27 protein-coding genes are annotated in these 26,071 nt (G+C 47.0%); 21 read left to right on the forward strand and 6 right to left on the reverse strand.

Annotation, left to right across the window (positions count from 1 at the left end):
- The first annotated feature begins 231 nt into the window (after positions 1-231).
- The 8 genes from NZ043_RS20840 (at position 232) to NZ043_RS20875 (ending at position 7,259) form a co-directional block, all read left to right on the forward strand.
- Positions 232-681, forward strand: a complete 450-nt coding sequence (locus tag NZ043_RS20840; protein ID WP_091031814.1) for a YlbF family regulator — start codon at positions 232-234, stop codon at positions 679-681.
- A 209-nt stretch (positions 682-890) separates the two neighbouring features.
- Complete coding sequence (locus tag NZ043_RS20845) at positions 891-1,295, forward strand: PaaI family thioesterase (protein ID WP_036609249.1); 405 nt, start codon at positions 891-893, stop codon at positions 1,293-1,295.
- Positions 1,296-1,373: 78 nt separating this feature from the next.
- On the forward strand, positions 1,374-2,177 hold the full coding sequence (locus tag NZ043_RS20850) for an NUDIX domain-containing protein (protein ID WP_091031809.1): 804 nt from the start codon (positions 1,374-1,376) through the stop codon (positions 2,175-2,177).
- Between the two features lie 67 nt (positions 2,178-2,244).
- A complete protein-coding gene (locus NZ043_RS20855; protein ID WP_339309137.1) occupies positions 2,245-2,802 on the forward strand; it encodes an isochorismatase family cysteine hydrolase in 558 nt (185 codons plus the stop codon).
- Positions 2,803-2,999: 197 nt separating this feature from the next.
- Positions 3,000-4,454 (forward strand): nicotinate phosphoribosyltransferase, encoded by a 1,455-nt coding sequence (locus NZ043_RS20860; RefSeq protein WP_091017227.1) that lies wholly within the window; start codon positions 3,000-3,002, stop codon positions 4,452-4,454.
- Between the two features lie 393 nt (positions 4,455-4,847).
- Positions 4,848-5,498 (forward strand): hypothetical protein, encoded by a 651-nt coding sequence (locus NZ043_RS20865; RefSeq protein WP_339309138.1) that lies wholly within the window; start codon positions 4,848-4,850, stop codon positions 5,496-5,498.
- A gap of 112 nt (positions 5,499-5,610) precedes the next feature.
- Positions 5,611-6,630, forward strand: a complete 1,020-nt coding sequence (locus NZ043_RS20870; protein WP_253507555.1) for an oxidoreductase — start codon at positions 5,611-5,613, stop codon at positions 6,628-6,630.
- A 74-nt stretch (positions 6,631-6,704) separates the two neighbouring features.
- The gene (locus NZ043_RS20875; protein ID WP_253507558.1) at positions 6,705-7,259 is read left to right on the forward strand and encodes a hypothetical protein; all 555 of its coding nucleotides are present in this window, start codon (positions 6,705-6,707) and stop codon (positions 7,257-7,259) included.
- Positions 7,260-7,335: 76 nt separating this feature from the next.
- On the opposite strand, the gene NZ043_RS20880 is transcribed toward NZ043_RS20875, so the two are convergent.
- On the reverse strand, positions 7,336-7,854 hold the full coding sequence (locus tag NZ043_RS20880) for a MogA/MoaB family molybdenum cofactor biosynthesis protein (protein ID WP_339309139.1): 519 nt from the start codon (positions 7,852-7,854) through the stop codon (positions 7,336-7,338).
- Between the two features lie 171 nt (positions 7,855-8,025).
- On the opposite strand from NZ043_RS20880, the gene NZ043_RS20885 reads away from it, so the two are divergent.
- The 7 genes from NZ043_RS20885 (at position 8,026) to NZ043_RS20915 (ending at position 14,857) form a co-directional block, all read left to right on the forward strand.
- Positions 8,026-9,144 (forward strand): GTP-binding protein, encoded by a 1,119-nt coding sequence (locus NZ043_RS20885; protein WP_339309140.1) that lies wholly within the window; start codon positions 8,026-8,028, stop codon positions 9,142-9,144.
- 73 nt (positions 9,145-9,217) lie between these two features.
- A complete protein-coding gene (locus tag NZ043_RS20890; protein WP_036609230.1) occupies positions 9,218-9,553 on the forward strand; it encodes a four-helix bundle copper-binding protein in 336 nt (111 codons plus the stop codon).
- A gap of 536 nt (positions 9,554-10,089) precedes the next feature.
- Positions 10,090-11,820, forward strand: a complete 1,731-nt coding sequence (gene argS / locus NZ043_RS20895; RefSeq protein WP_339309141.1) for an arginine--tRNA ligase — start codon at positions 10,090-10,092, stop codon at positions 11,818-11,820.
- Positions 11,821-11,826: 6 nt separating this feature from the next.
- A complete protein-coding gene (locus tag NZ043_RS20900; RefSeq protein ID WP_091031792.1) occupies positions 11,827-12,882 on the forward strand; it encodes an ABC transporter ATP-binding protein in 1,056 nt (351 codons plus the stop codon).
- Positions 12,879-13,589 carry a hypothetical protein gene (locus NZ043_RS20905; RefSeq protein ID WP_091031789.1) on the forward strand — a complete coding sequence of 237 codons (711 nt, stop codon included), beginning with the start codon at positions 12,879-12,881 and terminating at the stop codon, positions 13,587-13,589. The genes NZ043_RS20900 and NZ043_RS20905 overlap by 4 nt, the downstream gene beginning before the upstream one ends.
- 99 nt (positions 13,590-13,688) lie before the next feature.
- Positions 13,689-14,234 (forward strand): hypothetical protein, encoded by a 546-nt coding sequence (locus tag NZ043_RS20910; protein ID WP_091031787.1) that lies wholly within the window; start codon positions 13,689-13,691, stop codon positions 14,232-14,234.
- Complete coding sequence (locus NZ043_RS20915; protein WP_091031784.1) at positions 14,231-14,857, forward strand: YdcF family protein; 627 nt, start codon at positions 14,231-14,233, stop codon at positions 14,855-14,857. The genes NZ043_RS20910 and NZ043_RS20915 overlap by 4 nt, the downstream gene beginning before the upstream one ends.
- 184 nt (positions 14,858-15,041) lie before the next feature.
- Here NZ043_RS20915 and NZ043_RS20920 read toward each other — a convergent pair whose 3' ends face one another.
- Both NZ043_RS20920 and NZ043_RS20925 read right to left on the reverse strand, forming a co-directional pair.
- Entirely contained in the window at positions 15,042-17,132 is a 2,091-nt protein-coding gene (locus NZ043_RS20920) for an ABC transporter ATP-binding protein (RefSeq protein ID WP_339309142.1), read from the reverse strand.
- Between the two features lie 12 nt (positions 17,133-17,144).
- Positions 17,145-18,890 carry an ABC transporter transmembrane domain-containing protein gene (locus tag NZ043_RS20925; RefSeq protein ID WP_091031779.1) on the reverse strand — a complete coding sequence of 582 codons (1,746 nt, stop codon included), beginning with the start codon at positions 18,888-18,890 and terminating at the stop codon, positions 17,145-17,147.
- 485 nt (positions 18,891-19,375) lie between these two features.
- Here NZ043_RS20925 and NZ043_RS20930 point away from each other — a divergent pair, with 485 nt between their 5' ends.
- Both NZ043_RS20930 and NZ043_RS20935 read left to right on the forward strand, forming a co-directional pair.
- Entirely contained in the window at positions 19,376-19,672 is a 297-nt protein-coding gene (locus NZ043_RS20930; RefSeq protein WP_036609218.1) for a HesB/YadR/YfhF family protein, read from the forward strand.
- A 76-nt stretch (positions 19,673-19,748) separates the two neighbouring features.
- Entirely contained in the window at positions 19,749-20,198 is a 450-nt protein-coding gene (locus tag NZ043_RS20935; protein WP_133384355.1) for an NUDIX domain-containing protein, read from the forward strand.
- A 99-nt stretch (positions 20,199-20,297) separates the two neighbouring features.
- On the opposite strand, the gene NZ043_RS20940 is transcribed toward NZ043_RS20935, so the two are convergent.
- The 3 genes from NZ043_RS20940 to NZ043_RS20950 form a co-directional block, all read right to left on the reverse strand.
- Positions 20,298-20,810: a hypothetical protein gene (locus NZ043_RS20940; protein WP_036609214.1), complete on the reverse strand. Its 513-nt coding sequence runs from the start codon at positions 20,808-20,810 to the stop codon at positions 20,298-20,300.
- 319 nt (positions 20,811-21,129) lie between these two features.
- Positions 21,130-21,573, reverse strand: a complete 444-nt coding sequence (locus NZ043_RS20945) for a DUF441 domain-containing protein (RefSeq protein WP_036609212.1) — start codon at positions 21,571-21,573, stop codon at positions 21,130-21,132.
- Between the two features lie 5 nt (positions 21,574-21,578).
- Positions 21,579-22,577, reverse strand: a complete 999-nt coding sequence (locus NZ043_RS20950) for a YpdA family putative bacillithiol disulfide reductase (protein WP_133384356.1) — start codon at positions 22,575-22,577, stop codon at positions 21,579-21,581.
- Positions 22,578-22,755: 178 nt separating this feature from the next.
- Between NZ043_RS20950 and NZ043_RS20955 the strand changes: the two genes are divergently transcribed.
- The 4 genes from NZ043_RS20955 to NZ043_RS20970 all read left to right on the forward strand — a co-directional run bounded on the left by NZ043_RS20955 (position 22,756) and on the right by NZ043_RS20970 (position 25,950).
- Positions 22,756-23,349, forward strand: a complete 594-nt coding sequence (locus tag NZ043_RS20955) for a metalloregulator ArsR/SmtB family transcription factor (protein WP_091034982.1) — start codon at positions 22,756-22,758, stop codon at positions 23,347-23,349.
- 422 nt (positions 23,350-23,771) lie between these two features.
- Positions 23,772-24,905: a ribosome small subunit-dependent GTPase A gene (gene rsgA, locus NZ043_RS20960; protein ID WP_339309143.1), complete on the forward strand. Its 1,134-nt coding sequence runs from the start codon at positions 23,772-23,774 to the stop codon at positions 24,903-24,905.
- A gap of 56 nt (positions 24,906-24,961) precedes the next feature.
- The gene (locus NZ043_RS20965) at positions 24,962-25,300 is read left to right on the forward strand and encodes a L,D-transpeptidase (RefSeq protein ID WP_076249779.1); all 339 of its coding nucleotides are present in this window, start codon (positions 24,962-24,964) and stop codon (positions 25,298-25,300) included.
- A 113-nt stretch (positions 25,301-25,413) separates the two neighbouring features.
- Entirely contained in the window at positions 25,414-25,950 is a 537-nt protein-coding gene (locus NZ043_RS20970; protein ID WP_289392068.1) for a GNAT family N-acetyltransferase, read from the forward strand.
- Positions 25,951-26,071: the final 121 nt, after the last annotated feature.

Genomic DNA, 26,071 nt, shown 5'->3' on the forward strand with positions numbered 1-26,071 from the left:
ACTTAGCGGGGTTACGCCGAGCGTAGCGAAGGTGACGGAATCGATTCTGTAGAAGCGAAGCGTTCGCCTTTGTCTCCGAATTTTCACCTTGAATATGTTCAATCGAAAAAAATTCGGAGACAACAGCGATCAAAAGAACGATCCGACACCGTAGCGGTCACTGAGCAGTCAACTGAGCTAGGGCAACATGAATATTCATCTTATATCATCTCATAGAATGGAGCGATTTCAGTGGCGCAGGAAGAAGTGCAGTACAACCATTATGGAATGCCAACCTACGATACGCGCAATCTGGTCATACGCGACGACATTATGGGAAAAGCCAAAGAATTGGCTGATATGCTCGGAACGAGTGAGGAAGTTAGACAGTTTCAACAGGCTGAAACCAAAATTCGTGATCATGAGCGCATCCAGCAGTTGATTGCAACGATCAAGAAAAAACAAAAAGAGATTGTTGCTTTTGAAAGCTTCAAAAATGTGGAGATGGTCAGCAAAATTGAACAGGAAATTGACGATCTGCAAAGCGAACTGGACAGTATTCCATTGGTTACGGAATTCCAGCAGAGCCAGAGCGACATCAACTACTTGCTTCAACTAGTGATCTCTGTAATCCGGGATACGGTTTCTGAAAAAGTAAACGTGGAGGCTGGAACGGATTCACCTCCGACCAGTTGCGGTTAAATGACGGAAGGGTGCGGACGCTGTCCGCGCCTTTTTTGACATTACATAACCGTAAACGTGGAGTGGCTATCGCCAAGTACTCGGAATATAATTCCAAGCAAAGCTCCACGCTGTGGGGTTATTTTGTGTGGCGCAGCTGATTTTTAATGATAAAGGCACATGACATCAAGAGAGCTTGATACGTACAGTGAATAAAGGAGAAATGAATAATGAGTATTTTGGACAAAATGGTGGAAGACGGAGACGGACGATTCTGGGGATTTCTCGGCTGTCGTTATATTAAAGGAGACGGTAAAGAAGTACAGATCGCGTTGACAGCAGGCGAACATCATACGAACTCCATGGGGATTATTCATGGGGGTGTATTGACTTCACTGATGGATCAGGCGATGGGGATGGTCGCAACAGCAGCAATGGAAGTGGACGGCTGTGTGACAACGAATCTGAACGTGCATTTTCTTGCACCAATGAAACAAGGGGAGTTAACGGTGACAGCTACGGTACTGCATCAAGCAGGACGCAGTGTTACGACTCAATCGGAGGTTCGTGATGCATCGGGCACGTTGGGATGTATGGCTACGGCGACATTCCGCATAGCACGCCCGAGAACGTAACGCAAGAATCCTGCGGTTGACAAAAGATATTATTATGTCATAATGAAATTATCAAAATGAAAATAGTCGGTGGTGCCCATGAGCGAAAACTACGAACACTTTAATGCAGAGAGCGACGAACAAGCAGCACGTGCTTATAGTTCCAAAAAATATCGTACCCCCGATGGTGTTCCTGCGGATATCGTTATGTTCACCTTGACCAAGCGGGAGCGCAAGACGGTGACGAAGACACTTCCCATTCGGGAACTGAAAGTGATGCTGATCAAGCGCAAAGGCTGGCCTTTTGCAGGCAGATGGGCATTGCCCGGTGGATTTTGTCAGGAGAATGAATCCATCTACGGTGCAGCTAAGCGTGAGCTGATGGAAGAGACAGGTGTAGACGGTGGACATCTGGAATACTTGAATGTATACAGTCAGCCGGGTCGTGACCCAAGGGGCTGGATTATCTCTCACGCATTTTTTGCACTTGTGGAAGAATGGATGCTGGATCAACGCCAAGCAGCAGATGATGCTGAGGATGTTGGATTGTTCACCATTCAGGAGGCGCTGCAAGAACTGGAACTGGCTTTTGATCACAGAACAATCATCGAAGATGCTTATCGACGTATTCAACAGCAGATGCTGGAAACGACGATTGCTCGTCAATTCCTGCCACGTGAGTTTACATTAAGTGAATTATATCAGGTTATTCAAAGTGTTGTACCGGATTTTGAAGAACCAAACTTCATTCGCAAGATTACGTCTACCCGCAGCCGTAAAGGCATTGTGGAAGAAGTACGGGATGAAGAGGGGAACCTGGTGAGTTCCAACCAGTACTCGCAGCGTCCGGCGCAACTATATCGTTTTACAGAACTCGTACCACGACTTTCCATCTATACGTAATAAGGTGTAGGTGTGTCAATCTGATTGAATCAGGATCAACCATTTCTTGGCTAAGGGAGTGTTGACGATGAAAGCACTGATTGTCATTGATTTTACGAACGATTTTGTGACAGGTTCTTTGCCTGTAGGTCAGCCGGCAGTAGAGATCGACGAGACGATTGCAGCTGTAACCGAGGCCTATTGTAAGAACAAACATGAGGTAATCATGGCTGTGGATCTGCACGAGGAAAATGATCCATATCACCCGGAGACTGTCCTTTTTCCACCTCATAACATCAGAAATACGGAGGGGAGACAGTTATATGGTCGTCTTGCCCAGGTGATGGAAGAACGGAAAACAGATATACAGTGGATGGATAAGACGAGATATAGTGCATTCTGTGGGACTGATCTGGAACTCAGACTGCGTGCACGTGGTATTACGGATATTGCACTGATTGGGGTATGTACGGATATTTGCATATTGCATACCGCAGTGGATGCTTACAATAAAGGTTTTCATATTACGGTATATGAAGATGCAGTTGCCAGCTTTAATCCGGCAGGGCATGAGTGGGCACTTGGACATTTTCGTTCCAGCCTGGGTGCTTCGGTGGTTAAGGCGAGCGAGACAGTCTTGGCTTAATTTACTCCATAGTCATGTTTGGTTGGCCTCATGTTAGGAACCGGATGAATGTGGTGAATGGTGTATAGAGTTTTTTACGGGAGACTTGTTTGTTGAATACGGATGAACAGAATCATGAAGAATAAGTCTCCATATGTTAACCCGTGTCCACAGATGAAATCTGGGGGCACGAGCGGAAGTCAGAGAGGATGAGACAAATGCAGACAACTAGCCTGGCTTTACATACGGATAAATATCAGATCAATATGATGTACGCCCATTGGGTGAATGGTACTCACAAGCGGAAGGCGGTATTTGAAGCCTATTTCCGTAAGCTTCCTTTTGGCAACGGATATGCGGTATTTGCCGGATTGGAACGGATTGTTAACTATATCAGCCAGCTTCGGTTTACGATGGACGACATCAAATTTTTATCCAAACAAGAGGAAAATTACGATCCGGTCTTTCTGGAAGAGTTGCTCCAGTTTTCATTTCAGGGGACGATTCATTCCATGAAGGAGGGTGCAATTGTTTTCCCTGACGAACCGCTCATTCGGGTAGAAGGCTCCATTATGGAGACACAATTGGTGGAGACAGCGATACTTAACTTCATGAATTATCAGACGTTGATTGCAACCAAGGCTTCGCGGATCAAACAGGTAGCGCAGCAGGATACGTTGCTCGAATTCGGCACACGGCGTGCACAGGAAGCGGATGCTGCCATCTGGGGCGCACGTGCCTCGTATGTAGCAGGTTTCCATGCAACGTCTAATATGCTGGCCGGAGAGCGCTTTGGGATCCCAACAGCAGGTACACACGCCCATTCCTGGGTACAGAGCTTTATGAGCGAACAGGAGGCGTTTGACGTGTATGCCAAAGTGTTACCTGATCAGGTTACGCTGCTGGTTGATACCTTTGACACGTTGAACAGTGGAGTACCTCACGCTATCAAAACAGCCAAGAAGTTGGAGAGCCAAGGCAAAAAGATGAATGCCATTCGTCTCGACAGTGGTGACCTAGCGTACTTGTCGATTCAGGCACGTCAGATGTTGGATGAGGCTGGCCTGGATTATGTGAAAATTGTTGCATCCAATGATTTGGATGAAAATACGATTTTCAACCTGAAGGCTCAAGGAGCACGGATTGATACATGGGGTGTTGGTACACAGTTGATTACGGCTTCTGACCAGCCATCTTTGGGTGGAGTGTACAAATTGGTGGAGCGTGAAGTAGACGGTGCCATGCTACCTACGATCAAAATATCTGCCAATCCTGAAAAGGTGTCCACTCCAGGTAAAAAGGAAGTGTTCCGGATCATTGATCCGAAACATGGCAAAGCGATTGCAGATTATATCTGCTATCCAGATGAAGAGCAGCCGCTACAGGGCGGACCGCTCAAGCTGTTCAACCCGCTACACCCTTACCTGAAAAAGACAGTTACCCGCTACGAAGCGGTTAATATGCTGGAGCCAATCTTTGTGAATGGACGTAAAGTGTATGAACTGCCTAATCTGGATGAGATTCGGGCGTACCACCGGGAACAGATGAACCTCTTCTGGCCTGAATACCAACGGAAGCTCAATCCGGAGATCTATCGTGTGAACATCAGCCCTGCGGCATGGAATATGAAGCAGAAGCTCATTGCGGAACATGTGAAATCCACAGAGGAATGATCTACACATAAGAATTACAGAGAGGCATATCCAGTGAGGAATACTGGCTTATGCCTTTTTGATGCCTATAAAATGTATACGTTCTTAGCGGAGTTGAACGATTCGATGATCGCAAGAAAAACTTCAGCTAAATGCGTTCTGTCTTCTGTTAAAGTACGTCGATAGTTGATAGACTTTTTTCTTATATGATCCCGATGAGATGGACCATTGATGTAAGAAATCTCATGGACAGACTGCCGAGGTAGCAGGCTATACTGGAAATAGCCATGCCCGATTCAAGATGTAGGGGAAAAGCAGTAATTATTTCTCGGGAAAGCGCAGGAGACGCCAAATTCTGCAACTATTGATTCAATCCCGTAGCTGTAGGGGATGAAAGTAAGAGGAGGTGCAGACATGAGATGGATATTAGGACTGGTCTGGATTGCTTTTATTGCCTATGCATTGTTGTTGGCACCGGGGCAGTCACCTGGAAGTGATCCGATATTCAAAGAGTTGATTACAATGCAAAGTAAAGAGCCTTGGTTACTTACTGTATTTTCGTGGTTAGGTATTTTCCCGGCAGTGTATGCCTGTATGCTGTTAAGAACATCTGTGAAAGAACGAGGCCGTGTTCCGGCTTGGCCTTTTGTCATACTTTCTTTTGGACTGGGTGCTTTTGCCCTGCTTCCCTTTTATGCATGGTCATCGTCCGCGAATAGATCTTCGGGTTACACAAGCTTGCATTTTGGTCGTCAGCGGAAGTGGGGAATTGGACGGTTAGCAGCTCATAAGTTGACGCATGTAGTCCTTCTGCTGTTGACACTGGGGGCAGCATTCTATGCCGTGACGCAAGGTCATCCGGATGTATATATGGATGCATTCAATCAATCTGCCTTTGTACATATCATGACGATTGATTTTGTACTGCTGACCTTACTTTCCATGATTGCGATATACAGGGATACTGAAGCGAGTCGACGTTCACCAGCTTGGGCAGTGACAGGCATTATCCCCATCGTGGGTCCACTAATCTATCTGTTGACGCTCAGGAGAGACAGAGCTTGATCATTAACATGAGGAAGAATCCAAAAGTAAAAGGTAACCGTTAAGCCGAAATACGAACAATTCATGTGCTTAATGGAAAAATATACAAAATTCAAAGAAGGAGTGGCTATCAATGAAAAATCAATTTAACGCATACGTTGTCCGTAAAGAAGAACAGGGCGGAGTGAACGCTTCTATAGAGCAACTGAAGAAGGAAGATCTGCCAAATGGAGATGTTATGGTAAAGGTGCAATATTCCAGTGTCAATTATAAAGACGGACTCGCGACGCTTGAAAAGGGTGGTGTCGTTCGTGAATATCCGATGGTACCGGGAATTGATCTGGCTGGAACGGTAGAGGAGTCGGTCAGTGGACGTTTTGCACCAGGAGATCGGGTGATCAGTACAGGGTTCGAACCTGGCGTATCCCATTACGGGGGGTACAGCGAGTATGCTCGTCTGCGCAGTGAATGGCTGGTGCCTCTGCCACCGGGCCTTAGTGAGAAAGAAGCCATGGCGATTGGAACCGCAGGATTTACGGCTGCACTTTCGGTAGATGCGCTGTTACAGGCTGGAGTGAAACCGGAGATGGGCAAGATTCTGGTTACGGGTGCAACAGGTGGCGTTGGAAGTATGGCAGTTGCGATTCTGGCGAAACTTGGCTTTGAAGTAACAGCCAGCACAGGCAAGAAGGATCAGGAGGAGTCATTGCTCCGAAACTTGGGTGCCTCAGAGGTTATTACTCGTGAAGAAGCTGATGCTCCAGCCAAAGGAGCCATGGGGAAACAGCTATGGGCGGGAGTTGTTGATCCAACAGGAGGACCAGCTCTCGCGGAGCGATTAAAACAGATTCAATACGGAGGTGCGTTAGCGGTATCAGGGTTAACAGGCGGCACAGCTTTTGAATCCACGGTACTTCCGTTTATTTTGCGTGGCATCCAGCTTATTGGTATAGACTCTGTGTATTGTCCGATGGAACGTCGGGAACGATTGTGGAAACTGCTCGGCGGAGAATGGAAACCGGAGCGTGCGCTGGAACTGGGAATCCGCGAAATTTCTCTAGACCAGTTGCCTCATACGCTGGAGACGATACTCCAAGGTGGTGCAGTAGGTCGTACGGTGGTCAATACGATATCAGATCTGCCATCCGCATAAGATTCTAAGTCCTTAGACATGCTAATTCTACCTGATTGGGTCACAGTACACGTGGCTGGAAAGGAAGGATTGGCATGTGGTTTGCTAGAAAAGGCCGAAGTCTGGCTGGAAGAACAATGAAGTTGGTACTTGTAAGTGGCGTGTTGATCACGAGTATCTGGTCACTGGTGGCTTGTTCGGCATCATCCATTGAACAGGAGCGGAAGGTCTACACCCGCGAAGCGACAGATGAAGGAAATATGAGGGCACAGAGTCAAGGACACGGATTAAACGGTGAATTGGTGAGTGAGATCAGTAAGAGTTTTGAAGCAAAAGGCATTCAGCTGATGAATAATATGTCTGCCGATGACGGCCATGGTGGGATCTCTTATATGTATTTGTTGAATGGAAGTGGCAGACATATCGTGAAAGTCCACATTTTCAGTGATGCGACAACCCGGGCTGCCAGCATGAAACAAATGTACAGTGAGAATCGTGATGAAGCTGTCTTGGAGAATGCGCTTGGCCGAACAACGATTCGCAGCAAAGGAAACGTCTCACTCGTGTATACGGCTTCTGGTGGGGAAAAGGACGAGTATGAGCAGGACGTTATGCAGGTGTTCCAACATGTGCTGGAGCAACTAAGGTAGGAGAAGATGGGAGCACAGAGAACTTTCAATCCTTACCCTACAGCTGAAAATAAACCCGAAAAACCCGTCTGATCTTTCAGACGGGTTTATATATTTCACGCATCACATGCCGCAGCTCGGGCAAAATGAGTTTTTCCATGGCCAATTTGACAGCTCCTTTGGAACCCGGCATGGAGAATACAGCTGTGCGTCCAATCGTTCCAGCGACGGCTCTGCTCAGGATGGCAGCGGAACCGATATCTTCGGTGTAACTGAGAAAACGGAAGATCTCGCCGAAACCCGGGAGTTCCTTGTCGAGTAGTGAGGATACCGCTTCGTAGGTTGTATCTCGGGGTGCAATCCCTGTTCCGCCGCTAAGCAGCACGGCTTCGATATCATCACGAACGGCTGCATCTTGCAGGATGCTTCGAATGTTCTCCGTTTCATCTGGTGTGATGATGTATTCAACAATCTGATAACCCGCTTCATTCAGAAGCTGGTGTATGAGCTGGCCACTGGTGTCAGTGTCTTTAGTGCGTGTGTCCGATACTGTAACAATCATGCACGATACCGTGGTCGGAGCTTCCTGGCGATGTTGTTCCACTGAATTAGTCATGAAACTTCCTCCTTCAATCAACATGTCCTCATAGCATAGACCATCCGGTAGAATCAGGCAATGTAATGGGGAAGAGTTGAACGTTATTGCACAACGAATGCGGGATGGTGTACACTCGCTAGATATAGTTAGATCAGGTTACAAGAAGGACAATCAGAGAGGTGTTTAAGGATGAACGAAACGATTTTAAAAGAACAATCCATACCTGTATATATACTGTCAGGTTTTTTGGGGAGTGGCAAAACAACACTGCTTGTTCAGTTGATCGAACATTGGCAACAGCAGGGTTTGCGTCCCGCAGTGGTGATGAATGAGTTAGGCGAAGTCAATCTGGATGGTCAGATTGTGGATTCCACCGTTCCGATGACAGAGATGTTAGGTGGATGCATCTGTTGTACCGTACGTGGTGACTTGGGATTGCAACTTGCTGATCTCGTTCAAGAGGAATCACCGGATGTGATCATCATTGAAGCCACCGGTGCCGCGAACCCAATGGAGATTTTGGATGCGGTAACGGAGACCTCACTCTACATGCGACTGGAACTGAAAAGTCTCATTACCGTTGTGGATGCAGCGCATCTATCTGGCCTATATCAGGAGCAGAAGGGGCAGACGTTCAAACTGATGCAGGAGCAGATTCGCTGTGCGTCTGTGCTTCTCTTGAATAAAACGGATCGGGTGAGTGCACAGGAACTGAAGGACTTGGAACAGCTTTTGGCAAAATGGAATGGCTTCGCACCTGTAATTCCTACAGTGAAATGTGAGGTGGAGATGGATCTGCTGCTTCGCAGCGGGGCAGACGTGCATGTACGTGATTCAGCTTCTGAAGCAGATAAGCCGGCTCACCAAGAACATCATGTGCATACGGAAACCTGTGGTACACATGACTGCAATCATGGACATGAGCATACACATGGTACAGTCCAAGGCGATGCTACGAATACTGACGCATCTTATAACCATAGTCATGACCACGGTCACGAGCATTCTGCTCCACATGCCTCACACGAACATGTTATGGTGTATACGCATTATTTCAGTCATCCGGTGAACAGTGAGGCGTTTGAACAATTTGTATCTGCATTGCCACGGGATGTGTATCGAGCAAAAGGCATTTTATCGTTTAGTGACACAGCGAGCCGTTTCTGGTTCCAGTATGCCTACCGTGAATCGGACTACATGAAGATCACACCTCAGGGAGAGGTCCCTAATGTTGCAGTGTTTATAGGTGAACATTTTGACCAAACTGTCATTCGTGACCAATTACTGGAATTGGAAGCGATAAAGTAGGTTAGATGATTCAATATTCCTCCGAACTGGGTATTAAGATGCATAGCAAACTTTGCCTGGGAGGTAACTTTAAATGACACAACAACAATATCAACAATGTATCGATGCTTGCCTGGAGTGCATGAATGCTTGCAACGTATGTTACATATCGAGTCTTAAAGAATATGATCTGGCGATGCTGCGTGATTGCATTCGTTTGAATCGGGAATGTGCGGAGATCTGCAGTTTTGCTGCACAAGCGATGACACGTGGAAGTGATTTTATTGCTGAAATATGCGAATTGTGTGTGAAAGCTTGTGAAGCTTGCGCCGCAGAGTGTGGCAAACATCACCATGATCACTGCCAAGCATGTGCAGAGGCTTGCCGCAGATGTGCAGAAGCTTGCCGATTGATGGCAGCAGTAGCGTAATTATTTTTTCTCTGGAATATATATAATTAAAACCGATAATGACCGTTGTCCCCTAAGGGAAGGCAGTGAACACAGGCATCTGAGACGATGTGCCTATGTGTTGCCTTTCAGTAGGGGATTTTTAATGCGGGTTGCCAAGTCTGATCGTGGTATGTATAATGATGGCAATGAATTGAAACGAAGAATATCAATGATCGGGAGAGTAACCAGATCCATACATGACAGCGAGCCGGGAGAGGTGGAAGCCGGTATGATATGACCTGAGTGAACCGCACCCGTGAGATGGTTATCCGAAAAGATGTTTGCATCCTGAGTGTGGGTGTACTATATCTGTCTGAGGGTAATTCGGCTTGCGACCGTTATACGCATCGAGCGGAACAGGTTTTACTGGTATGCATGTTGATGCATATTAAGAGTAGCTGTTCACCTAGAGTGGTACCGCGGGAACTGTTAAGTCAGCTCTCGTCTCTTATGTAGAGACGAGAGCTTTTTTGTGTTTATTTTCACCCAATAATGAATGGATAGGAGTGTTCGACATGTTGATGAAGCAGGCTGCGGCCGATATTGCCCCTTTAACGGGATTGAATGAAGAAGAGGTTCTGAGATTACTCGAAGTCCCACCGCAGGCGGAGATGGGTGATGCAGCCTTCCCTTGTTTTGTATTAGCGAAGTCATTAAAAAAAGCACCGGCAGTCATTGCGACCGAGCTCGCAACGGGATTGCAGGCAGCAGGACTTGAAGTGACTCCCGCCGGGCCGTATGTAAATATCCGTTTCAACCGGGAGAAGCTCGCGCCGAATCTGCTGAAAGAACTGGGGAATGCCACATTTGGTAAGCTTCAGCTTGGTCAAGGTTCACGTGTTGTGATTGATATGTCTTCCCCTAACATCGCAAAACCCTTCGGAATCGGACATTTGCGTTCTACTGTAATCGGTGCAGCACTGTATAGGTTGTATAACGAAGCGGGTTATACCTCCGTAAGTGTGAATCATCTGGGAGACTGGGGAACCCAGTTTGGCAAGCAGATCGCAGCGTACAAGCGGTGGGGCAATGATGAAGCCTTGCAGGCAGACCCGATCCGTACTTCTCTGGAGCTGTATGTGCGTTTCCACGATGAGGCGGAGAACGATCCTTCTCTGGAGATTGAGGCACGGGAGTGGTTCCGCAAGCTGGAGCAAGGGGATGATGAAGCACAGCGGTTATGGGCGTTCTTTGTGGAAGTGAGCATGAAGGAATTCAACCGGATGTATGAACGTCTGAATGTACAGTTCGACCATACGCTGGGGGAGAGCTTTTACAATGACAAGATGGGCGCGGTGGTTGAAGAACTCAAGGAGAAAGGTTTACTTGAAGAGAGTGATGGAGCACTCGTGGTACGTCTGGAGGACGAGAACATGCCCCCGTGCCTGATTATCAAAAAAGATGGAACAACAATCTATCCTACACGGGATTTGGCTACGGCGGTTTATCGTCATGAGGTGATGAAGGCAGATCGGTTGTTATATGTGGTCGGAGGCGAGCAGAAGCTACATTTCCGGCAGGTATTTGCGGTCCTATCCCGGATGGGTCATGAATGGTCTGCGAAGTGTGAACATATCCCGTTTGGCTTAATGCGTTTTGAGGGACGGAAAATGTCTACACGTCGTGGTAAAGTCGTCTTTTTGCAGGAAGTGTTGGATGAGGCAGTTGCTCGTGCACTACAGATTATTCAGGAGAAAAACCCGAATCTGGAGAACCCTCAGAAAGTGGCCGAGGCTGTTGGTGTAGGTGCAATTGTCTTCGGTGATCTACGTAATAATCGGTTAAACGATGTGGACTTCTCACTGGAAGATGCGGTGAGTTTTGAAGGGGAGACCGGACCCTATGTGCAATACACCCATGCTCGGATTCAAAGTGTGCTTGCCAAGGCAGAAGAGGCGATCCGCGTGGAAAATGAAAACCCTCTGCCTAACCCCAGCCTTGCGGATGGTGAGAATGACACAGTGACCACTCCATCCTGTGTCGGAGATACCTCATGGGCATTGCTGAAACTGCTTGGTGAATATCCCGAGTATTTGGAAAAAGCAATTCATCGGAATGAGCCTTCGGTCATTGCCAAATATACAATAGATGTCGCTCAAGCATTCAACCGCTTCTATCACGCCGAACGGATTGCGGATGCGTCATCTGATGTAAGATCCTTCCGGGTGGCATTGGCCAAACGGACTGCCGAACGCCTCGCGTACAGTTTACATTTGCTAGGTGTGCAAGCTCCAGAGCGGATGTGATCCCAGGTGATATGGAGTACACGTGGACTTTTCAAGAAAGCCGATCAAGATGTAGCAGACTCATCAGGTCGAGGTATGTTGCTTCAACAAGTGAGCAAGCGATTAGGCAGTACTCAGGTACTGAATCAAATTAATCTGGAAGTGAAACAGGGCGAATGTTCTGTGCTTGTTGGCAGAAACGGCTCGGGCAAAAGCACGTTGCTACGTATGTTGGCAGGTATTTTGTTACCCGATACAGGATCGATCCAGCGCACAATGAAGGGTTCTGATGGGTATGCAGTAGATGGTCTGCCACGTTTACCCTTTACCTCTGGAGAGTACTTGTGGGACATGGGTCGGATTCGGGGCATTCGCCCCGAAGTACTGCGTGGGCGGATTAGAGAACTTAGTGAACTTTTATATCTCGATACCGCGATTGATCAGAAGTTACCCTTATTATCGAAGGGCACACTGCAAAAAGTAAATTTGATTCAGGCCCTGTTACCTGAACCGGGTGGTCTTTTGTTGCTGGATGAACCTTTATCAGGCTTGGATATTCCAGCTCAAGAGGCAGTTGTATCCTTATTGGGGCAATGGAAGGATGAAGGGACATCCATCGTTACAGCGTGCCATGAACCGTTGCTTATTGAACGTTTGGCAGACCAGGTGATTGTGTTGAAGCAAGGCCGCGTCCTCCGTTACTGGAGTCGTGAAGATATACTACAAGCTGGCGAACCCGTTGTATGTATTCAAAGTCTGACGGAAGCTGGAGAGGATCTGGCCAAAAATCCATCCGTTGTACAACAACCGGGAGTACTGTCTTTAGTTCGTAATACGAGCTCGGAGAAATCCAAGTCTTGGTTGTGGGATTGGAAAGTAGTTCAACAATCAACTGATGATGTACTCAGAATGATTCTGGCTTCCGGAGGTTCGGTTGTGTCCGTACAACAGGAAGAAAGTCAATTACATATGGAAAGTCTGCTGGAAGGACAACATCCAGCTGTACATGCGAGTCGTGGAGATGTCACAGAATCTGTGGACTTAAGCTCTTCCATGGATGATGCGGGGGGAGAAGCCAAATGATCTATCTGACCCGATATTTGTTAAGGCATCACATTCGCTCACAGAAATATTTTGCACCGGTTATCTTTTATATCATCGCCATGCTGCTAATCTATTCCTACAAACCCAACCCTATTGCGGACAGTTACAGTGTTACGGCTATGCTGTTATTTCTGGCAGCTGCTTGGCTCGGAGTAATGGTGATGAATACGGAACCTGCAAAGCAGTATCAATTGCTCGTCCTTCATACAGGAAGCAGGCGTAAGGTTGTAACAAGTCAACTCATTTGTGCCTGGATAATGCAATTCATGCTCACCGTAATCACTGTGCTGTATCCCGTGTTCGCTGGAATGTTCGAGAGACAACCCACAGGTGAGGAGTGGATGATGACTTGGTTAGGACATTTGGGGTTATCACTGCTGGGATTAGGCATCAGTGTATTTTTTCAAAAATCGTACATTCCCTTGCTTAGTCGAAGTATGCCTGCCCTCATTATTGTATTATTACTATCGTTTATCCAAGGTTCCTTAAGTGAACGTTTGCCTGAATCATTAGAATGGCTTGGCCGCATTCTTCCGCCAGCTTTTTATCTGGTTCGTGAGATGATGTTATTTGATGAATCAAAGATGGACTCTTTTGTTTCGGTTACGCTGTGGACTGTGCTCTACGCAATGGGGTTACTAATCATCCATGTGTGGCTGTCCGGTAGAAGAGATCTGCGGAGTTAGAAGACGCGCTTCCCGATAACTTGAATGTTGCTCTTGGTTTGGTTAGGATAGAGGGACATGGAATGGTTAACATTGTACGGTTGAAGGGGGCGCTCGCATATGCAAAATACAGATATCCAGAATGGTGACATGCTGGACAGCGAACACTCCAGGGAATTGTTTGCCTATTACGGATTGGCCGTGTACTACGGGCAGGCGCTTGAACAGCAGCTGGTCAATCTGATTTTATTAATGAAAATGTCTCAGGGCAAAGCCGTGTCTGAAGAGGATCTGGAAGATCTGTACGAACGAAAGATGAGCAGTTCACTGGGGCAGCTCATTCACGAAGTGCGCCATCATTTTACATTCTCTGAGGAAGAGACTCGCCAGTTGAATGAATTATGGCAGCAACGTAACCGTATCGTACATCATTATTTCAAGGAACGAATTCACGAGACATTCAGTCCGGAAGGACGATCACGCATGATTAAGGAATTGGAGGATTTCAAAGACCGTGCACAGGAGTTGGAGATCCGTCTTCAGCAATATACGGGTGCCTGGATTGCAGAGCTTGGTCTGGATGCCGAATCCGCAGCAGCTCTACAAACGCTGGAGCGGATTCATACCGAGAGTATGCAAGCAAGGGCTTTGGAAGAGGATGAATGACAAGCAAACGGATAACGAAACGCTGGATATTAATGACGGTTCTGGCTGTAGTATTGGGTGGAATCCTGTGGACCGTGGTTACCGCAATCCGTATATCTGCATATACGGATGAGGATTCATCCAGGATATCGGATGCAGCAATCATTCTGGGCGCAGCCGTGGCGGGGGATAACCCTTCACCTGTATTTCGCGAACGTATTGAACACGGGATTGAATTATACCGTCAGGGTACCGTTCGTAATCTGCTTTTCACAGGCGGGTCAGGTGATGAGGGAGAACATACGGAAGCTGAAGTGGGTCAGAAGTATGCCATCGCACATGGAGTAGATCCTGCGGACATTCGCATAGAGACCAAATCCAGAATTACCGAGGAGAATCTAGTCAATTCAATTCCAATTGGTGAACAGGCCGGTTATCAAACCTATACGATTGTGAGTGATCCATTACATATGAAACGGGCCATGAAGCTGGCTGCCGGTCTGGGTATGGATGCCGTACCCTCTCCGACACGAACAACGGCGTATCGAACCTGGCGCAGCAAGTTTCCTTTTCTCGCAAGAGAGACCGTGATGTACATGGGATATACGATCAAAGGATGGATAGACAATCCGCAGCAGCCATGAGGTTGCACGCGGATTGTTTTTTTGTCTGGAGGAAATAAACAGTATCGGAATTTGAATCCCGATGAAAATATAAAAAACCGATCTACACAGCTACCTCAGGGTTTGCGGTGTAGATCGGTTTTTGTGTTGCCGTCGAGTACATCATTTTTGATTGGTTACTTAAAGAACTTTCAGCTTTACTCTGTTATGCATTGCCTCCGGCAAAGGAGGTTGAGGTTGGAACGGAATTACCTGACGGATTCTCGAGAGTTGCGACCGCTGCTGCTTGCGCACCTTGTTGAAGCTGATACATCTTATAATAGCGGCCTTTAAGCTCCATCAGTTCATCATGTGCACCTTGCTCAACGATACGCCCGCGATGCAGAACCAGAATCTGATCTGCTGAACGAATGGTGGAGAGACGGTGAGCAATGATGAAGGTGGTACGTCCTTTTTTGAGGACTTCGAGTGCGTTCTGAATTAATGCTTCCGTTTCCGTATCAATATTGGCTGTCGCTTCATCCAAAATGAGGATGGCCGGATCAAACGCCAGTGCACGAGCAAAGGAGATCAACTGACGCTGTCCAGCAGACAATGTGCTTCCTTTTTCGATGACAGGTTCGTCAAAGCCTTGAGGCAAATGAGCCAGTATACGTTCAGCGCCTACATCACGCAGCGCCTGTTCAATCCGTTCACGGGAGATCTTCTCATCGCCAAGACTGACGTTGGAAGCAATGGTGCCTGTGAACAGATACGGGTCCTGCAATACAATCCCCATATGCTCGCGAATCCACTGTTTAGGCAGATCCTTGACGTTCTGACCGTCAATTGTGATCTTGCCTTTTTGCGGATCATAGAACCGGAATAGCAGGTTGATGATTGAGCTTTTACCCGAACCGGTGTGGCCGACCAGAGCGACCGTCTGACCTTGGGATGCTTTAAACGAGATATTGTTAAGCACGTAATCTTTTTTATAGGCAAAGGATACATCATCGAAGACAACATTCCCTTTGTATCTTGGCATGGAGCCATCGGTTACAGCTTCTCCCTTTTCATCCATCAGCTCAAAGACGCGACCAGCAGATACGAGGGAGGAGTCCAGGTTGGCGAGTTGATTCACCATACCGGTGATTGGCTGGAACAAGCGACCCAGAACATCAACGAAGGCATACAGAACACCCAGAGAGATAATACTTGTGCCATCCAGGACACTGGAACCGAAGTACCACAGGACCACCGCAAAGGCGATATTCCGTAATACGTTAACCAGGTTGTGTGAGGTGAAGGCATTCAGGTTAAGCATTTTGTTCTGGTGTTTCATATAGTCATCATTCAGATCTTCGAATTCCTGTTTGGTTTGTTTCTGATGGCGGAATACGCGGATAATGGACATCCCCTGGATGGACTCGTTAATGATTGCATTGATCTCACTCAGTCGGGATCGAATGATCGTGTTGTAACGAGTAGCGAATTTGCGATAGAGCACAATCCATGTAATGAGCATCGGCACAACGAATAATGAGATTAGACCCAGGCGAACATCAAGCAGGAAGAGTGCGACATACACACCTGTAATCGTGATGATTCCTGAGAAAAAGTTCGAAAGAACGGCAACGAACAGATCCTTGACGGCTTCCGTATCGTTCGTGACCCGAGATACAACTTTACCTGCGGGCAGGTTATCAAAAAAGTGCACCGGCAGTCGCTGAATATGGGCATACACATCGTTACGCAGTCTTTGAATGACCTTGTTGGCCGAGGACTGCAGCCAGAATGTTTTACCAAACTCCATAATGACCGAGATCACGAGGAAGATCATGTAATACACAATTAATTGATAGATGCTGGGCATCTCCGGTTTGTAAAAAGCAAACAGTTCACCAGCGGACAGGGGGGCTGCCGCATATTGGCCTGTCACTTCACCTGCGCGTGTAACCGTGAGGGTTCCATCCGCATATGTGCGGTCCCCGTCAGGTGCGCTTACCGGTTCGTTTACAAAATAAAAACTTCTGCCGGCTTGTAATACCCGCACTTCCGAACCTTTGTTTTCATCCGGTTCGAACAAGCCTTCGCGTTTGTAGTTCTTACCGTTGTAGACTGCGGCTTCATCTGAAGCTGTCGTCTCATAAAAAGGCTGCTCAATCGCGAGCAAGTGATTGTCGATCATGGATTTGGCGATGAACGGCCCGGCAAGCTCGGCCGCAACACCAATGGTAAGCATAATTAATGCAGCGATAAATGTTCCTTTGGCTTTCAAGGCGTAATCAAGCAGCCTTTTGCCTGTATTAGACTTCAATGAATTGACCTCCTACGTGGACAGATTGGACTCGACCTGTTGCCGTTCATACTGTTCACGGTACCAGCCGTTCATGGCTAACAGTTCCTGGTGAGTGCCTTCTTCCGTAATTTTCCCGTGCTCCAGTACGATGATTCGGTCAGCATGTTCAATAGCAGACAGGCGATGAGTCGAGATCAGCGTGGTTTTGCCCGAGCGTTTGTTGCGTATATTTTCAATGATTTTGGCTTCAGTACGTGCATCGACAGCAGATAAGGCATCATCGAGGATCAGGATATCAGGATTAGCAATAAAGGCACGCGCCAGCGATACCCGCTGTTTCTGTCCTCCGGACAGAGAGATTCCTTTTTCACCAACAAGTGTATCGAGTCCATCGGACAAGGTTCCCAGATCCCCGTCAAAAGCGGCTGTACGAATGGCTTCCATGATGACTTCATCACTGGCCCCAGGTTTACCAAATTGAATGTTCTGACGAACTGATTTGGAGAACAGAACTTGTTCCTGTGGTACGTACCCGATCCAGCTGTGCAAGTCATCTTTGGCGATATCCTGAATGGGATGACCCGAGATGCTTAATGTGCCCGAACCGGCAGGGTATTCATGAAGCAGTTGTTTGAGCAAAGTAGACTTACCGCTACCCGTACGACCCACAACACCCAATGTTTGACCCCGTCGCAGCGAAAAGCTGATATGACTGAGATTGTCGACAGTGGAGCTGGGGTAACGGAATGTAACATCCTGCATCGCAATTTCTTCCGGATTCGTAACGTGAGCAGGTTGCTCCACATCTTGTACGGCAGGTTCTACCGATAAAGTCTCGTTGACCCGATCAAGCGAAGCGCTACCACGTTGCATCAGGTTAATTAATTCGCCGATGGCAAACATGGGCCAGATCATCATCCCCAGGTACATGTTGAACGATACGAGATCCCCTAGGGTAATTTCATTATGAAATACAAGATATATGCCGTAGGCAAGTGCAATCACATAACTGAGTCCTACGAAGAGCCGGATGGTGGGTTCGAATAGCGCATCCATTCTGGCAACAGCCAGATTTTTGCGATACACATCTTCGGTCACGTCGGCGAACCGTTTCTCGTCCAGACGTTCCTGCACATAGGCACGCACAACACGGATCCCGGCAATGGATTCCAGCACCTGGTCATTCATATCTCCGAATGCATCCTGTGCCAGGGTGTAACGTTGATGTACAGCTTTACCATAGATCATCATGGCAATGGCGATAAAAGGTAATGGCAGGATTGCCGCCAAGGTCAGTTTCCAACTGACCAGGAAACCCATAGCGAACAATACGGTGGCCAGAAAGGCTGTAGAGTCTGTTAAGGTCAGCATGCCGAAGCCTGCTGTAGTGGCAATGGAACGAAGATCATTGGTGGCCCGTGCCATCAGATCTCCTGTTCTGTTTTTCTCAAAAAAGGGAGGAGTCATCCGTAACAAGTGGTCCATAAAGCGTGAACGAAGCAGCCGCTCCACCAGATTGGCACCACCAAACAGTTTGTGCATCCAAACGTATGTAACCAGATAGATAATGATGACCGTTCCCAGAATAAGCAAGATATAACGGGTAAGTGAGGTGCCGGTAATGGAACCGCGCACAATCTCGTCGATGGCATTACCAAGAAGACGAGGAGGCAGCAGTTCGGCAATGCCCACCAGAATAAGCAAGATGACACCGGTTAGGTATCGTTTGCGTTCCAGCCGGAAGAACCAGGCCAGGTTTTTAAGTACAGAGAACAAGTGTTATCCCTTCCTTTCGATGTCCGAGAAATGCAGATTCCGTTCATGTATGCCGAAAAGTACCCACAAAAAAAGACATACCGCACGCAGGCGGTATGTCTTCATATAATCATACGGCAGCATGGCTCAGAGAACAGAGCCGCCACCATATATAAGTTCGATTGTGAGTAAACATCACAGAGGTTCTAATGAAAGAACGCCTTGTCATGCCGACTTATGAACGGAATAATGATTTCGGGTGTGCTCCGGTATTTAGTTGTGTACTGAATTGACCTATCATATGTTTGTTAAACACCGTAATCACCCTTTCTTTTTTGGAAATAAATACAATGTAGACCTCGTATGTTTGCATCTTAACACCGGCTTTTACAATCTGTCAAACATTTTTCACAACTTAATTTGTCTTCATGTGGTCACTTGGGTTTGTATTCAAGTCCCTGTCGAGATATGATGGAACATATATATACAGAAGGAGCTGACACCAAATGAGTACCATACATGTATCCGATCAAGCTGCTCGCTGGTACAAGGAAGAACTGAATTTGAACGAGGGAGACAGCATTCGATTTTTTGCCCGTTATAGCTCTGGCGGAGGTCTTCACCCTGGATTTTCGCTAGGTATTGCTGTGGAGAAACCAAGACATCCTGCGGATCAAACCGAAGTGTCGGGGATTCAATTCTTTATGGAAGATCACGATTATTGGTATCTGAAAGGGCACCAACTGCATGTGGATATCGTTGATGAAGGTCAGGATATCGAATACCGTTATACCGAAGTCTAATCCTTGAAGTATTCTGCTAAGCAATAGATGGATTACAGGTCGCCACCGGCTTCCGAGTAGGAGGAGGGGATAAGCAGTGAATCTGCCAGCACGAGATTTGGCCCAGTATATAGCAAAACGCTCTCATATTGTTGTAAAGGCGGCTGTGCGGGCTGAGAACGAACAAGGTGAATTACTGCTGATTCAGCATGCTGAACACGGTCACTGGCGGTTGCCAGCAGGTGAGATGCGCCCGGGTGAGGCCATTGAAGATGCTGCACATCGGGAGTTGTGGGAAGAGACAGGTTGGACTGCTGATACCATGACACTGGAAGGTCTCTATTCGGGGCCTGACCTTCGGTATCTGCATTCAAGCGGAGATGAAGAGTATTATGTCATTGCTTTGTTTCGGACAGTGATCATTCAGGATGGCCTTGTGGAGTCGCGTGTAAATAGTGATGCAGGTCTGAAGTTTTTTTCGCTGGAGTCGTTACCACCTCTGAATCAGATTAGCCGAATTCTGTTAGCGCGGGATATTGCAGAATAAAATAAGTGTTGACGCAAAAAAATGACCTTGGCATGCACGATAAAGTGGATGCCAAGGTCATTTTTCTTAAAAATCCGATTTACGTGCTCAGAGCATGAATTACACCTGATCCAGTGGTTCATCATCCATCGCAAAATCAAAATCATCAATATCAAATACCTGTACAGGTGATTCGGACTCAATTATGCGTGCGATCAGTTCAACCTGATCGGTGAGAATTGGGATACTCAGTCGCTGAGATGTCAGCAGCAGTTCTGTCTCAATGGGATCGAAATACTCCCCGTACTGTGCCGTATCTATTGCGTTGATAATGGCAATGGATACTTGGTCACCAAATAAAATGGAGGGGCTTTTGGCCCATGGAACAAGTAACGCACGCTCTATTTTTTTCTTATTCAGCGGTTCCTCGAAATAAGAAATCATTTCATTGATTTTGGATTTCACATGCTGATCATCTGCCGGGTTATCCATCATGGGATCAGGACTGGTCTGGAATTCATATAGCTCAAGGATGGTGGTATAAGGAACAATATATTCAACAGGCGCGGGCGGCGCTAGCAATTGACCGTAAATGGCCACCATCACGGCTTCTGTAATAAACTGACGTGACATGGTTCCTTAATCCTCCTGCGCCATTAATAGTTGCAAAGTGAATCTATATTTCATGCAACAGCATAACCATAATAGTACGTGTTCAAATAGGACGGTTTTCAGTACCGAGAAGACATTTCGGCTGAATTCCATATTCGATGCTGATGATGCCTCTAGGCATCCTTCGTAATCAAAAGCGGACTTTTTGAACAACCTCTAATATGCATTATTCTGCTGTAGACTCGTGTACATAATTTGCATGAATAGAAGTATATCACACAACGGTGGGAAATACAGCCAATCTGCATAGCATGTCAGGTCACAACCTTCACAACTTGAATCAGGATTTGCCCAGTAGCAATGATAAAATTCCCGCCGCAATCAATGGACCCACAGGTACACCCTTGAACAGGGCAACGCCAAGTACCGTTCCGATTAACAGCCCTGCAACGACAGTTGGCTGTGTACCCATCAGCGTAGCACCACGTCCTCCGAGATATGCCACGAGTAATCCTACACCAATGGCGAGCAGTGATTTCCAGTGCAGGAAAGACTCACCGATCGTCTGCAGACTCATCTTGCCACTGGCAAGAGGTGCCATCACGCCAATGGTCAGAATGATAATGCCCAGTGTAAGTCCGTATTTTTCAAGCCATGGAAATGCCTGATTCAGGTTCAGGACTCGTAGCAACAACAGAAATACCATCGCTACGGTCACAGGTGTGTTGCTGCTGATAATCCCGAGAGCCGCAAATACGAGCAACAGCAGGGAAGTCATATCCATGGTTTTCATTTCCCTTCAGTCTGTCCACGTTGTTTGCTAACGATATGTTCCGCAATGTAACGTCCATGCCAGCGCCCGGATTCAATAAAGACTTCATTGGCATTACGCCCCGAAGCGATGACTCCGCCCACATATACACCAGGTACGCTACTTTCCATCGTTTGTGCATCATATAGAGGTTTATCCATATCATCAGACATTTCCACACCTACCGATGTGAGTAGTTGACGATCTGGACGGAAACCGGTCATTGCCAGTACAAAGTCATTATCCAGTTCCCGAGTGGAACCATCCGTGTGTATCAGACGAATCGAATCATCCAGTATTTCATTCACGCGTGATTCCAGGTGCAGTGTGATACGACCTTTTGTCACCATGCTCTCGAATAACGGACGTACCCATGGTTTAATATGCTGGGACAGACCGTTGCCGCGATAAACCATATCAATATGAGCTCCGACCCGAACCAATTCCATGGCCGCATCCACGGCGGAGTTGCTTCCTCCAATAATGGCGACACGTGTACGGGTATAAGGGTGGGCTTCCCGGAAGTAATGAGTTACTTTATCTTTATCTTCTCCAGGGATACCCAGATAGTTAGGATGGTCAAAATAACCGGTAGCTACAACTACATTGCGTCCAACATGTACGATGGCCTCCCCGCGGCGATTGAGCGTATGTACCTCAAACGTACCATCATCCTTGCGTTTAATTTCACGGGCTTCCTCATAGTTATGAACACGCAGACCAAAATGTTCGGTTACCCTGCGATAATAGGCAAGTGCTTCATATCGAAACGGTTTATCATTAGGTGTGCTGAACGGAACGTTCCCGATCTCAAGCAGCTCGGCTGTGCTGAAAAACTGCATATGGGTTGGATACAGATAAATAGATTGAACGATATTGTATTTCTCAACGATCACAGCGGACAGTCCCAGCCGCTCACATTCAATGGCAGCAGACAGACCGCATGGGCCTCCGCCGATAATAATGACATCTTCCATGTTCTTAATCCTCCTTATTTCAAGCAATATAATCCTACCGTAAATAACGAGCCAATGCCAGTTCAAGCGTGAGTTTAAATTAGACAAGCTTACTTGAATCCAAAGGAGTTGACGTGGAGAGGAGAAAAGACTAATATCAAATTAGATATATATCTAAACGAAAGCGAGATGAACGATGATGCAGCTGGAGAAAATTGTGGCTTATCATAAAGCGTTGGCTGACCCGACCCGGCTTCGCATGCTGCTGTTGTTGGCACAGGGTGAACTGCACGGACAGGCACTTGCCGAGCGGTTGAATCTGTCACAGCCAACCGTGACACATCATGCATCCAAGCTGAGGGAGGCGGCGCTGATCAAGGAACGACGGGAGAAAAATACAGTGTATTTCACACTAAATCCTTCGTTTATCCGCGAGAATGCACAGGCTTCGGTTGATTTTATCTTTAAGCGAGAGGAGGTTACGGATATGAGTGATGTGAACGAAACATTGAAAGCGTCGGTCATGAGAAATTTTTTCTCCAAAGATGGACGACTGCGTCAGATTCCGGCTCAATACAAGAAAAAACTGATTGTACTTGGTCATCTGGTCGAGCAGCTTGAATTTGGTCGGAAGTATACGGAGAAAGAAATTAATACATTTATAAAGCAATACCATGAAGACTTTGCCACGATTCGGCGGGAATTTATCATGCATCAGTTCATGTATCGGGAAGAGGAGATCTATGAATTGAATCCGAAGGAAATGTGGACGCGCTGGGATCAGGTCAAATAAAGTAGACAGGTAAAATAGTTTGGGCTTGACAACTGCAAAGCTCAGTGTGTAACATAATGGATAATTCTACAAGGGAGGCGATTGTTTATGACAAACTTAAATGCAGTATACGTTAATTTGAATGTGAACAGCGTCTCCGGAACGGATCAAAGCATGTAATTTTGCGTTAGCTGGATAGCAGTATCCATTGTAACGTGAAGTATCACATGCTCAGATGAAGCCACGGGTGACGCACCCGTGGCTTTTTTGTTTGCCGATAAAAGGGTGTTCCTGAATTGTTTATATCGGAGGGTTAAGTACTCTATCCGGTAGATCTACAAGAAGGGATGGTCTTTAATTCGGCTAACTACTTATTGCCGCGGGTGTATTTCTACTCGTGGTTTTTTGTTTTGATCTGAACCGGAGATGATTGTTCACTCGGCTTGAATGAAGTAAACAAACTTATTTTGGGAGGAATTTTTATTTTAGATAATCATATTGAGAAGTACGGCTGGTCTGCAAAGTGGCAGAAACTGTGGCAAGAGACAGGAATGGAAGAGCAGGAGAAAAAGCCAGCCAGAATTATCGCAGACCATGGACATCTGCAACGTTTGGTTACAGAAGAGGGCGAATGCTGGGGAAGAATATCGGGTAGAATGCGTCATGATAGTCTGGAGACCAGCTTGGTACCAGCGGTTGGAGATTGGGTGGCGATTACAGGTCAGGCAGGTGAAGAAGCAATTATTCACAATCTGGTGCCCCGTCGGAGCAGGGTATCGAGACAGGCAGCAGGTCCGGTGACCAAGGAACAATTAATCGCCGCAAACGTAGATACACTGTTAATCGTGGCTGCACTTAATCATGATTTTAACCTTAGACGACTCGAAAGATACGTGATGATGGCTTGGAATGGTGGCGTAAGGCCAGTCATTGTCTTGAGCAAAAGTGATCTGTGCAACAATGTGGAAGAACAGATCCGAAGTGTAGAAGGGATTGCTCCAGGCGTTGAAGTGCTTGCGATATCTGCAGTGGAGGGTCAAGGGAAATCCTTATTGGAACGATACTTGCAGCCAGGGCTGACTGTTGCGCTCACAGGATCTTCTGGGAGTGGCAAGTCTACGCTGGTGAACTGGATGATGGGTGAGGATGTGCAGCTTACACAATCCGTCCGCGAGGGAGACAGCCGTGGGAGACATACGACAACACACCGGGAGATGTTTGTACTTCCACAGGGAGCCGTATTGATCGATACTCCGGGAATGCGCGAGCTTAATCTTTGGGATGAGGGCAATGATGGGCTGTCGCATGCGTTTGGAGAAATTGAAGAACTTGCGGCCAAGTGCAGATTTCTGGATTGCAGTCATACACGGGAAGCTGGATGTGCAGTGAAAGAGGCCATACAGGATGGTTCATTGGATGAAAAAAGACTGAATAATTATCTGAAAATGCAGAAGGAATTGCAATATCAGCAACGCAAGGAAGAAGTGGCATCCAGAAGGCGTACCGCCTCCAGCAAACCGGCCAATAGTCGCAAACCCAAGCACTCCCGTAGTGTGAAAGAGTGGGAGGAAGCCTGAAATCAGGCGGGCATCATCCGGCATCTTGCATAAGATAGGTCAGGAGGGATGTCATTATGCCAGATTACAGGATTATTGTAGATCTGTCTGACCACATGTTATATCTTCTGGATGGCAATCAGGTGATTAAGGGCTATCCTGTGGCAACCGGAAAGATGCTCACGCAGACTCCAAACGGGGAGTTCACTATTATTAACAAACAATCGAATCCAGGTGGGCCATTTGGCGTGTTCTGGATGGGACTGTCAGCTCCCCATTATGGTATACACGGAACCAATGAGCCTTGGTCTATTGGCAAATCCGTCTCCCATGGTTGTATACGCATGTACAACTCGGATGTACTGGACCTGTCTTCCAAGGTATCTGTAGGCACTAGGGTAACGATCCGGCCGTAGGGCCGGATGTGACTTTATAAGAGGTAGTTCAATGGATAAATTTGGAATTATAGAAAGAAGAACATATAATATGGTAAATCTACGGCAGTTACGAGAGAAAGTGAGTGATAGCTATGCTGATCAGGCCGGCGCGTGAAGGGGATGCGCAGGGGATAGCCCATGTACATACGGAGAGTTGGAAAACAACATATCGGGGAATTGTGCCTGACGATTTTTTGGATCATTTGACTATAGAATCAAGATTGTCTCAGTGGGAGAAGACCATTCGTTCTGGCGAAAAGGATCAGATCCTGGTGGTAGCTGAACAGGATCATGGGAACATTGTCGGATTTGCGTGTGGGGGTAAGGAGCGTGAAGGCAAATTACCTTATGATGGAGAGTTGTACGCTATATATTTGCTGAAGGAAGTGCAACAAACGGGGATAGGTCAGCAACTGGCGACACATGTCGTTCATCATCTGCAGACTTACAATATGAAACGTTTGATCATATGGGCTTTGGAGCGTAATTCAGCTTGTCGCTTCTATGAAAAGATGGGAGGCACTCCAGTCCAGACACAGTCTCTCCGCATTGGTGGTCAAGATCTGATCGAAGTTGGCTACGGATGGGAAGACTTGAGCCTCTTTGGAGAGAAAAGCCTGCCCGACTGATGAAAGACGTCCAGATGGCGACAGAATAGTGTGGGTTGTGTTGTTTCCTTAAGCTTAAAGAATGGAATAGCTAATTCAGGTCTTCACGTTTGCGTAATTCTGAACAAGGTTAATGATGTAT

The sequence above is a fragment of the Paenibacillus sp. FSL k6-2145 genome, assembly GCF_037976585.1.
Classification (GTDB): Bacteria; Bacillota; Bacilli; order Paenibacillales; family Paenibacillaceae; genus Paenibacillus.

Bases quoted from the DNA above. Each gene is read 5' to 3' on its own strand.
- NZ043_RS20910 (WP_091031787.1), top strand. From the start codon at position 13,689: ATGCAAAATACAGATATCCAGAATGGTGACATGCTGGACAGCGAACAC.
- argS (WP_339309141.1), top strand. From the start codon at position 10,090: ATGTTGATGAAGCAGGCTGCGGCCGATATTGCCCCTTTAACGGGATTG.
- NZ043_RS20845 (WP_036609249.1), top strand. From the start codon at position 891: ATGAGTATTTTGGACAAAATGGTGGAAGACGGAGACGGACGATTCTGG.
- NZ043_RS20860 (WP_091017227.1), top strand. From the start codon at position 3,000: ATGCAGACAACTAGCCTGGCTTTACATACGGATAAATATCAGATCAAT.
- NZ043_RS20880 (WP_339309139.1), bottom strand. From the start codon at position 7,854: ATGACTAATTCAGTGGAACAACATCGCCAGGAAGCTCCGACCACGGTA.
- NZ043_RS20850 (WP_091031809.1), top strand. From the start codon at position 1,374: ATGAGCGAAAACTACGAACACTTTAATGCAGAGAGCGACGAACAAGCA.
- NZ043_RS20855 (WP_339309137.1), top strand. From the start codon at position 2,245: ATGAAAGCACTGATTGTCATTGATTTTACGAACGATTTTGTGACAGGT.
- NZ043_RS20915 (WP_091031784.1), top strand. From the start codon at position 14,231: ATGACAAGCAAACGGATAACGAAACGCTGGATATTAATGACGGTTCTG.
- NZ043_RS20970 (WP_289392068.1), top strand. From the start codon at position 25,414: ATGCTGATCAGGCCGGCGCGTGAAGGGGATGCGCAGGGGATAGCCCAT.
- NZ043_RS20885 (WP_339309140.1), top strand. From the start codon at position 8,026: ATGAACGAAACGATTTTAAAAGAACAATCCATACCTGTATATATACTG.
- NZ043_RS20865 (WP_339309138.1), top strand. From the start codon at position 4,848: ATGAGATGGATATTAGGACTGGTCTGGATTGCTTTTATTGCCTATGCA.
- NZ043_RS20930 (WP_036609218.1), top strand. From the start codon at position 19,376: ATGAGTACCATACATGTATCCGATCAAGCTGCTCGCTGGTACAAGGAA.
- NZ043_RS20890 (WP_036609230.1), top strand. From the start codon at position 9,218: ATGACACAACAACAATATCAACAATGTATCGATGCTTGCCTGGAGTGC.
- NZ043_RS20875 (WP_253507558.1), top strand. From the start codon at position 6,705: ATGTGGTTTGCTAGAAAAGGCCGAAGTCTGGCTGGAAGAACAATGAAG.
- NZ043_RS20965 (WP_076249779.1), top strand. From the start codon at position 24,962: ATGCCAGATTACAGGATTATTGTAGATCTGTCTGACCACATGTTATAT.
- NZ043_RS20955 (WP_091034982.1), top strand. From the start codon at position 22,756: ATGCAGCTGGAGAAAATTGTGGCTTATCATAAAGCGTTGGCTGACCCG.
- NZ043_RS20940 (WP_036609214.1), bottom strand. From the start codon at position 20,810: ATGTCACGTCAGTTTATTACAGAAGCCGTGATGGTGGCCATTTACGGT.
- NZ043_RS20905 (WP_091031789.1), top strand. From the start codon at position 12,879: ATGATCTATCTGACCCGATATTTGTTAAGGCATCACATTCGCTCACAG.
- NZ043_RS20870 (WP_253507555.1), top strand. From the start codon at position 5,611: ATGAAAAATCAATTTAACGCATACGTTGTCCGTAAAGAAGAACAGGGC.
- NZ043_RS20945 (WP_036609212.1), bottom strand. From the start codon at position 21,573: ATGGATATGACTTCCCTGCTGTTGCTCGTATTTGCGGCTCTCGGGATT.
- NZ043_RS20950 (WP_133384356.1), bottom strand. From the start codon at position 22,577: ATGGAAGATGTCATTATTATCGGCGGAGGCCCATGCGGTCTGTCTGCT.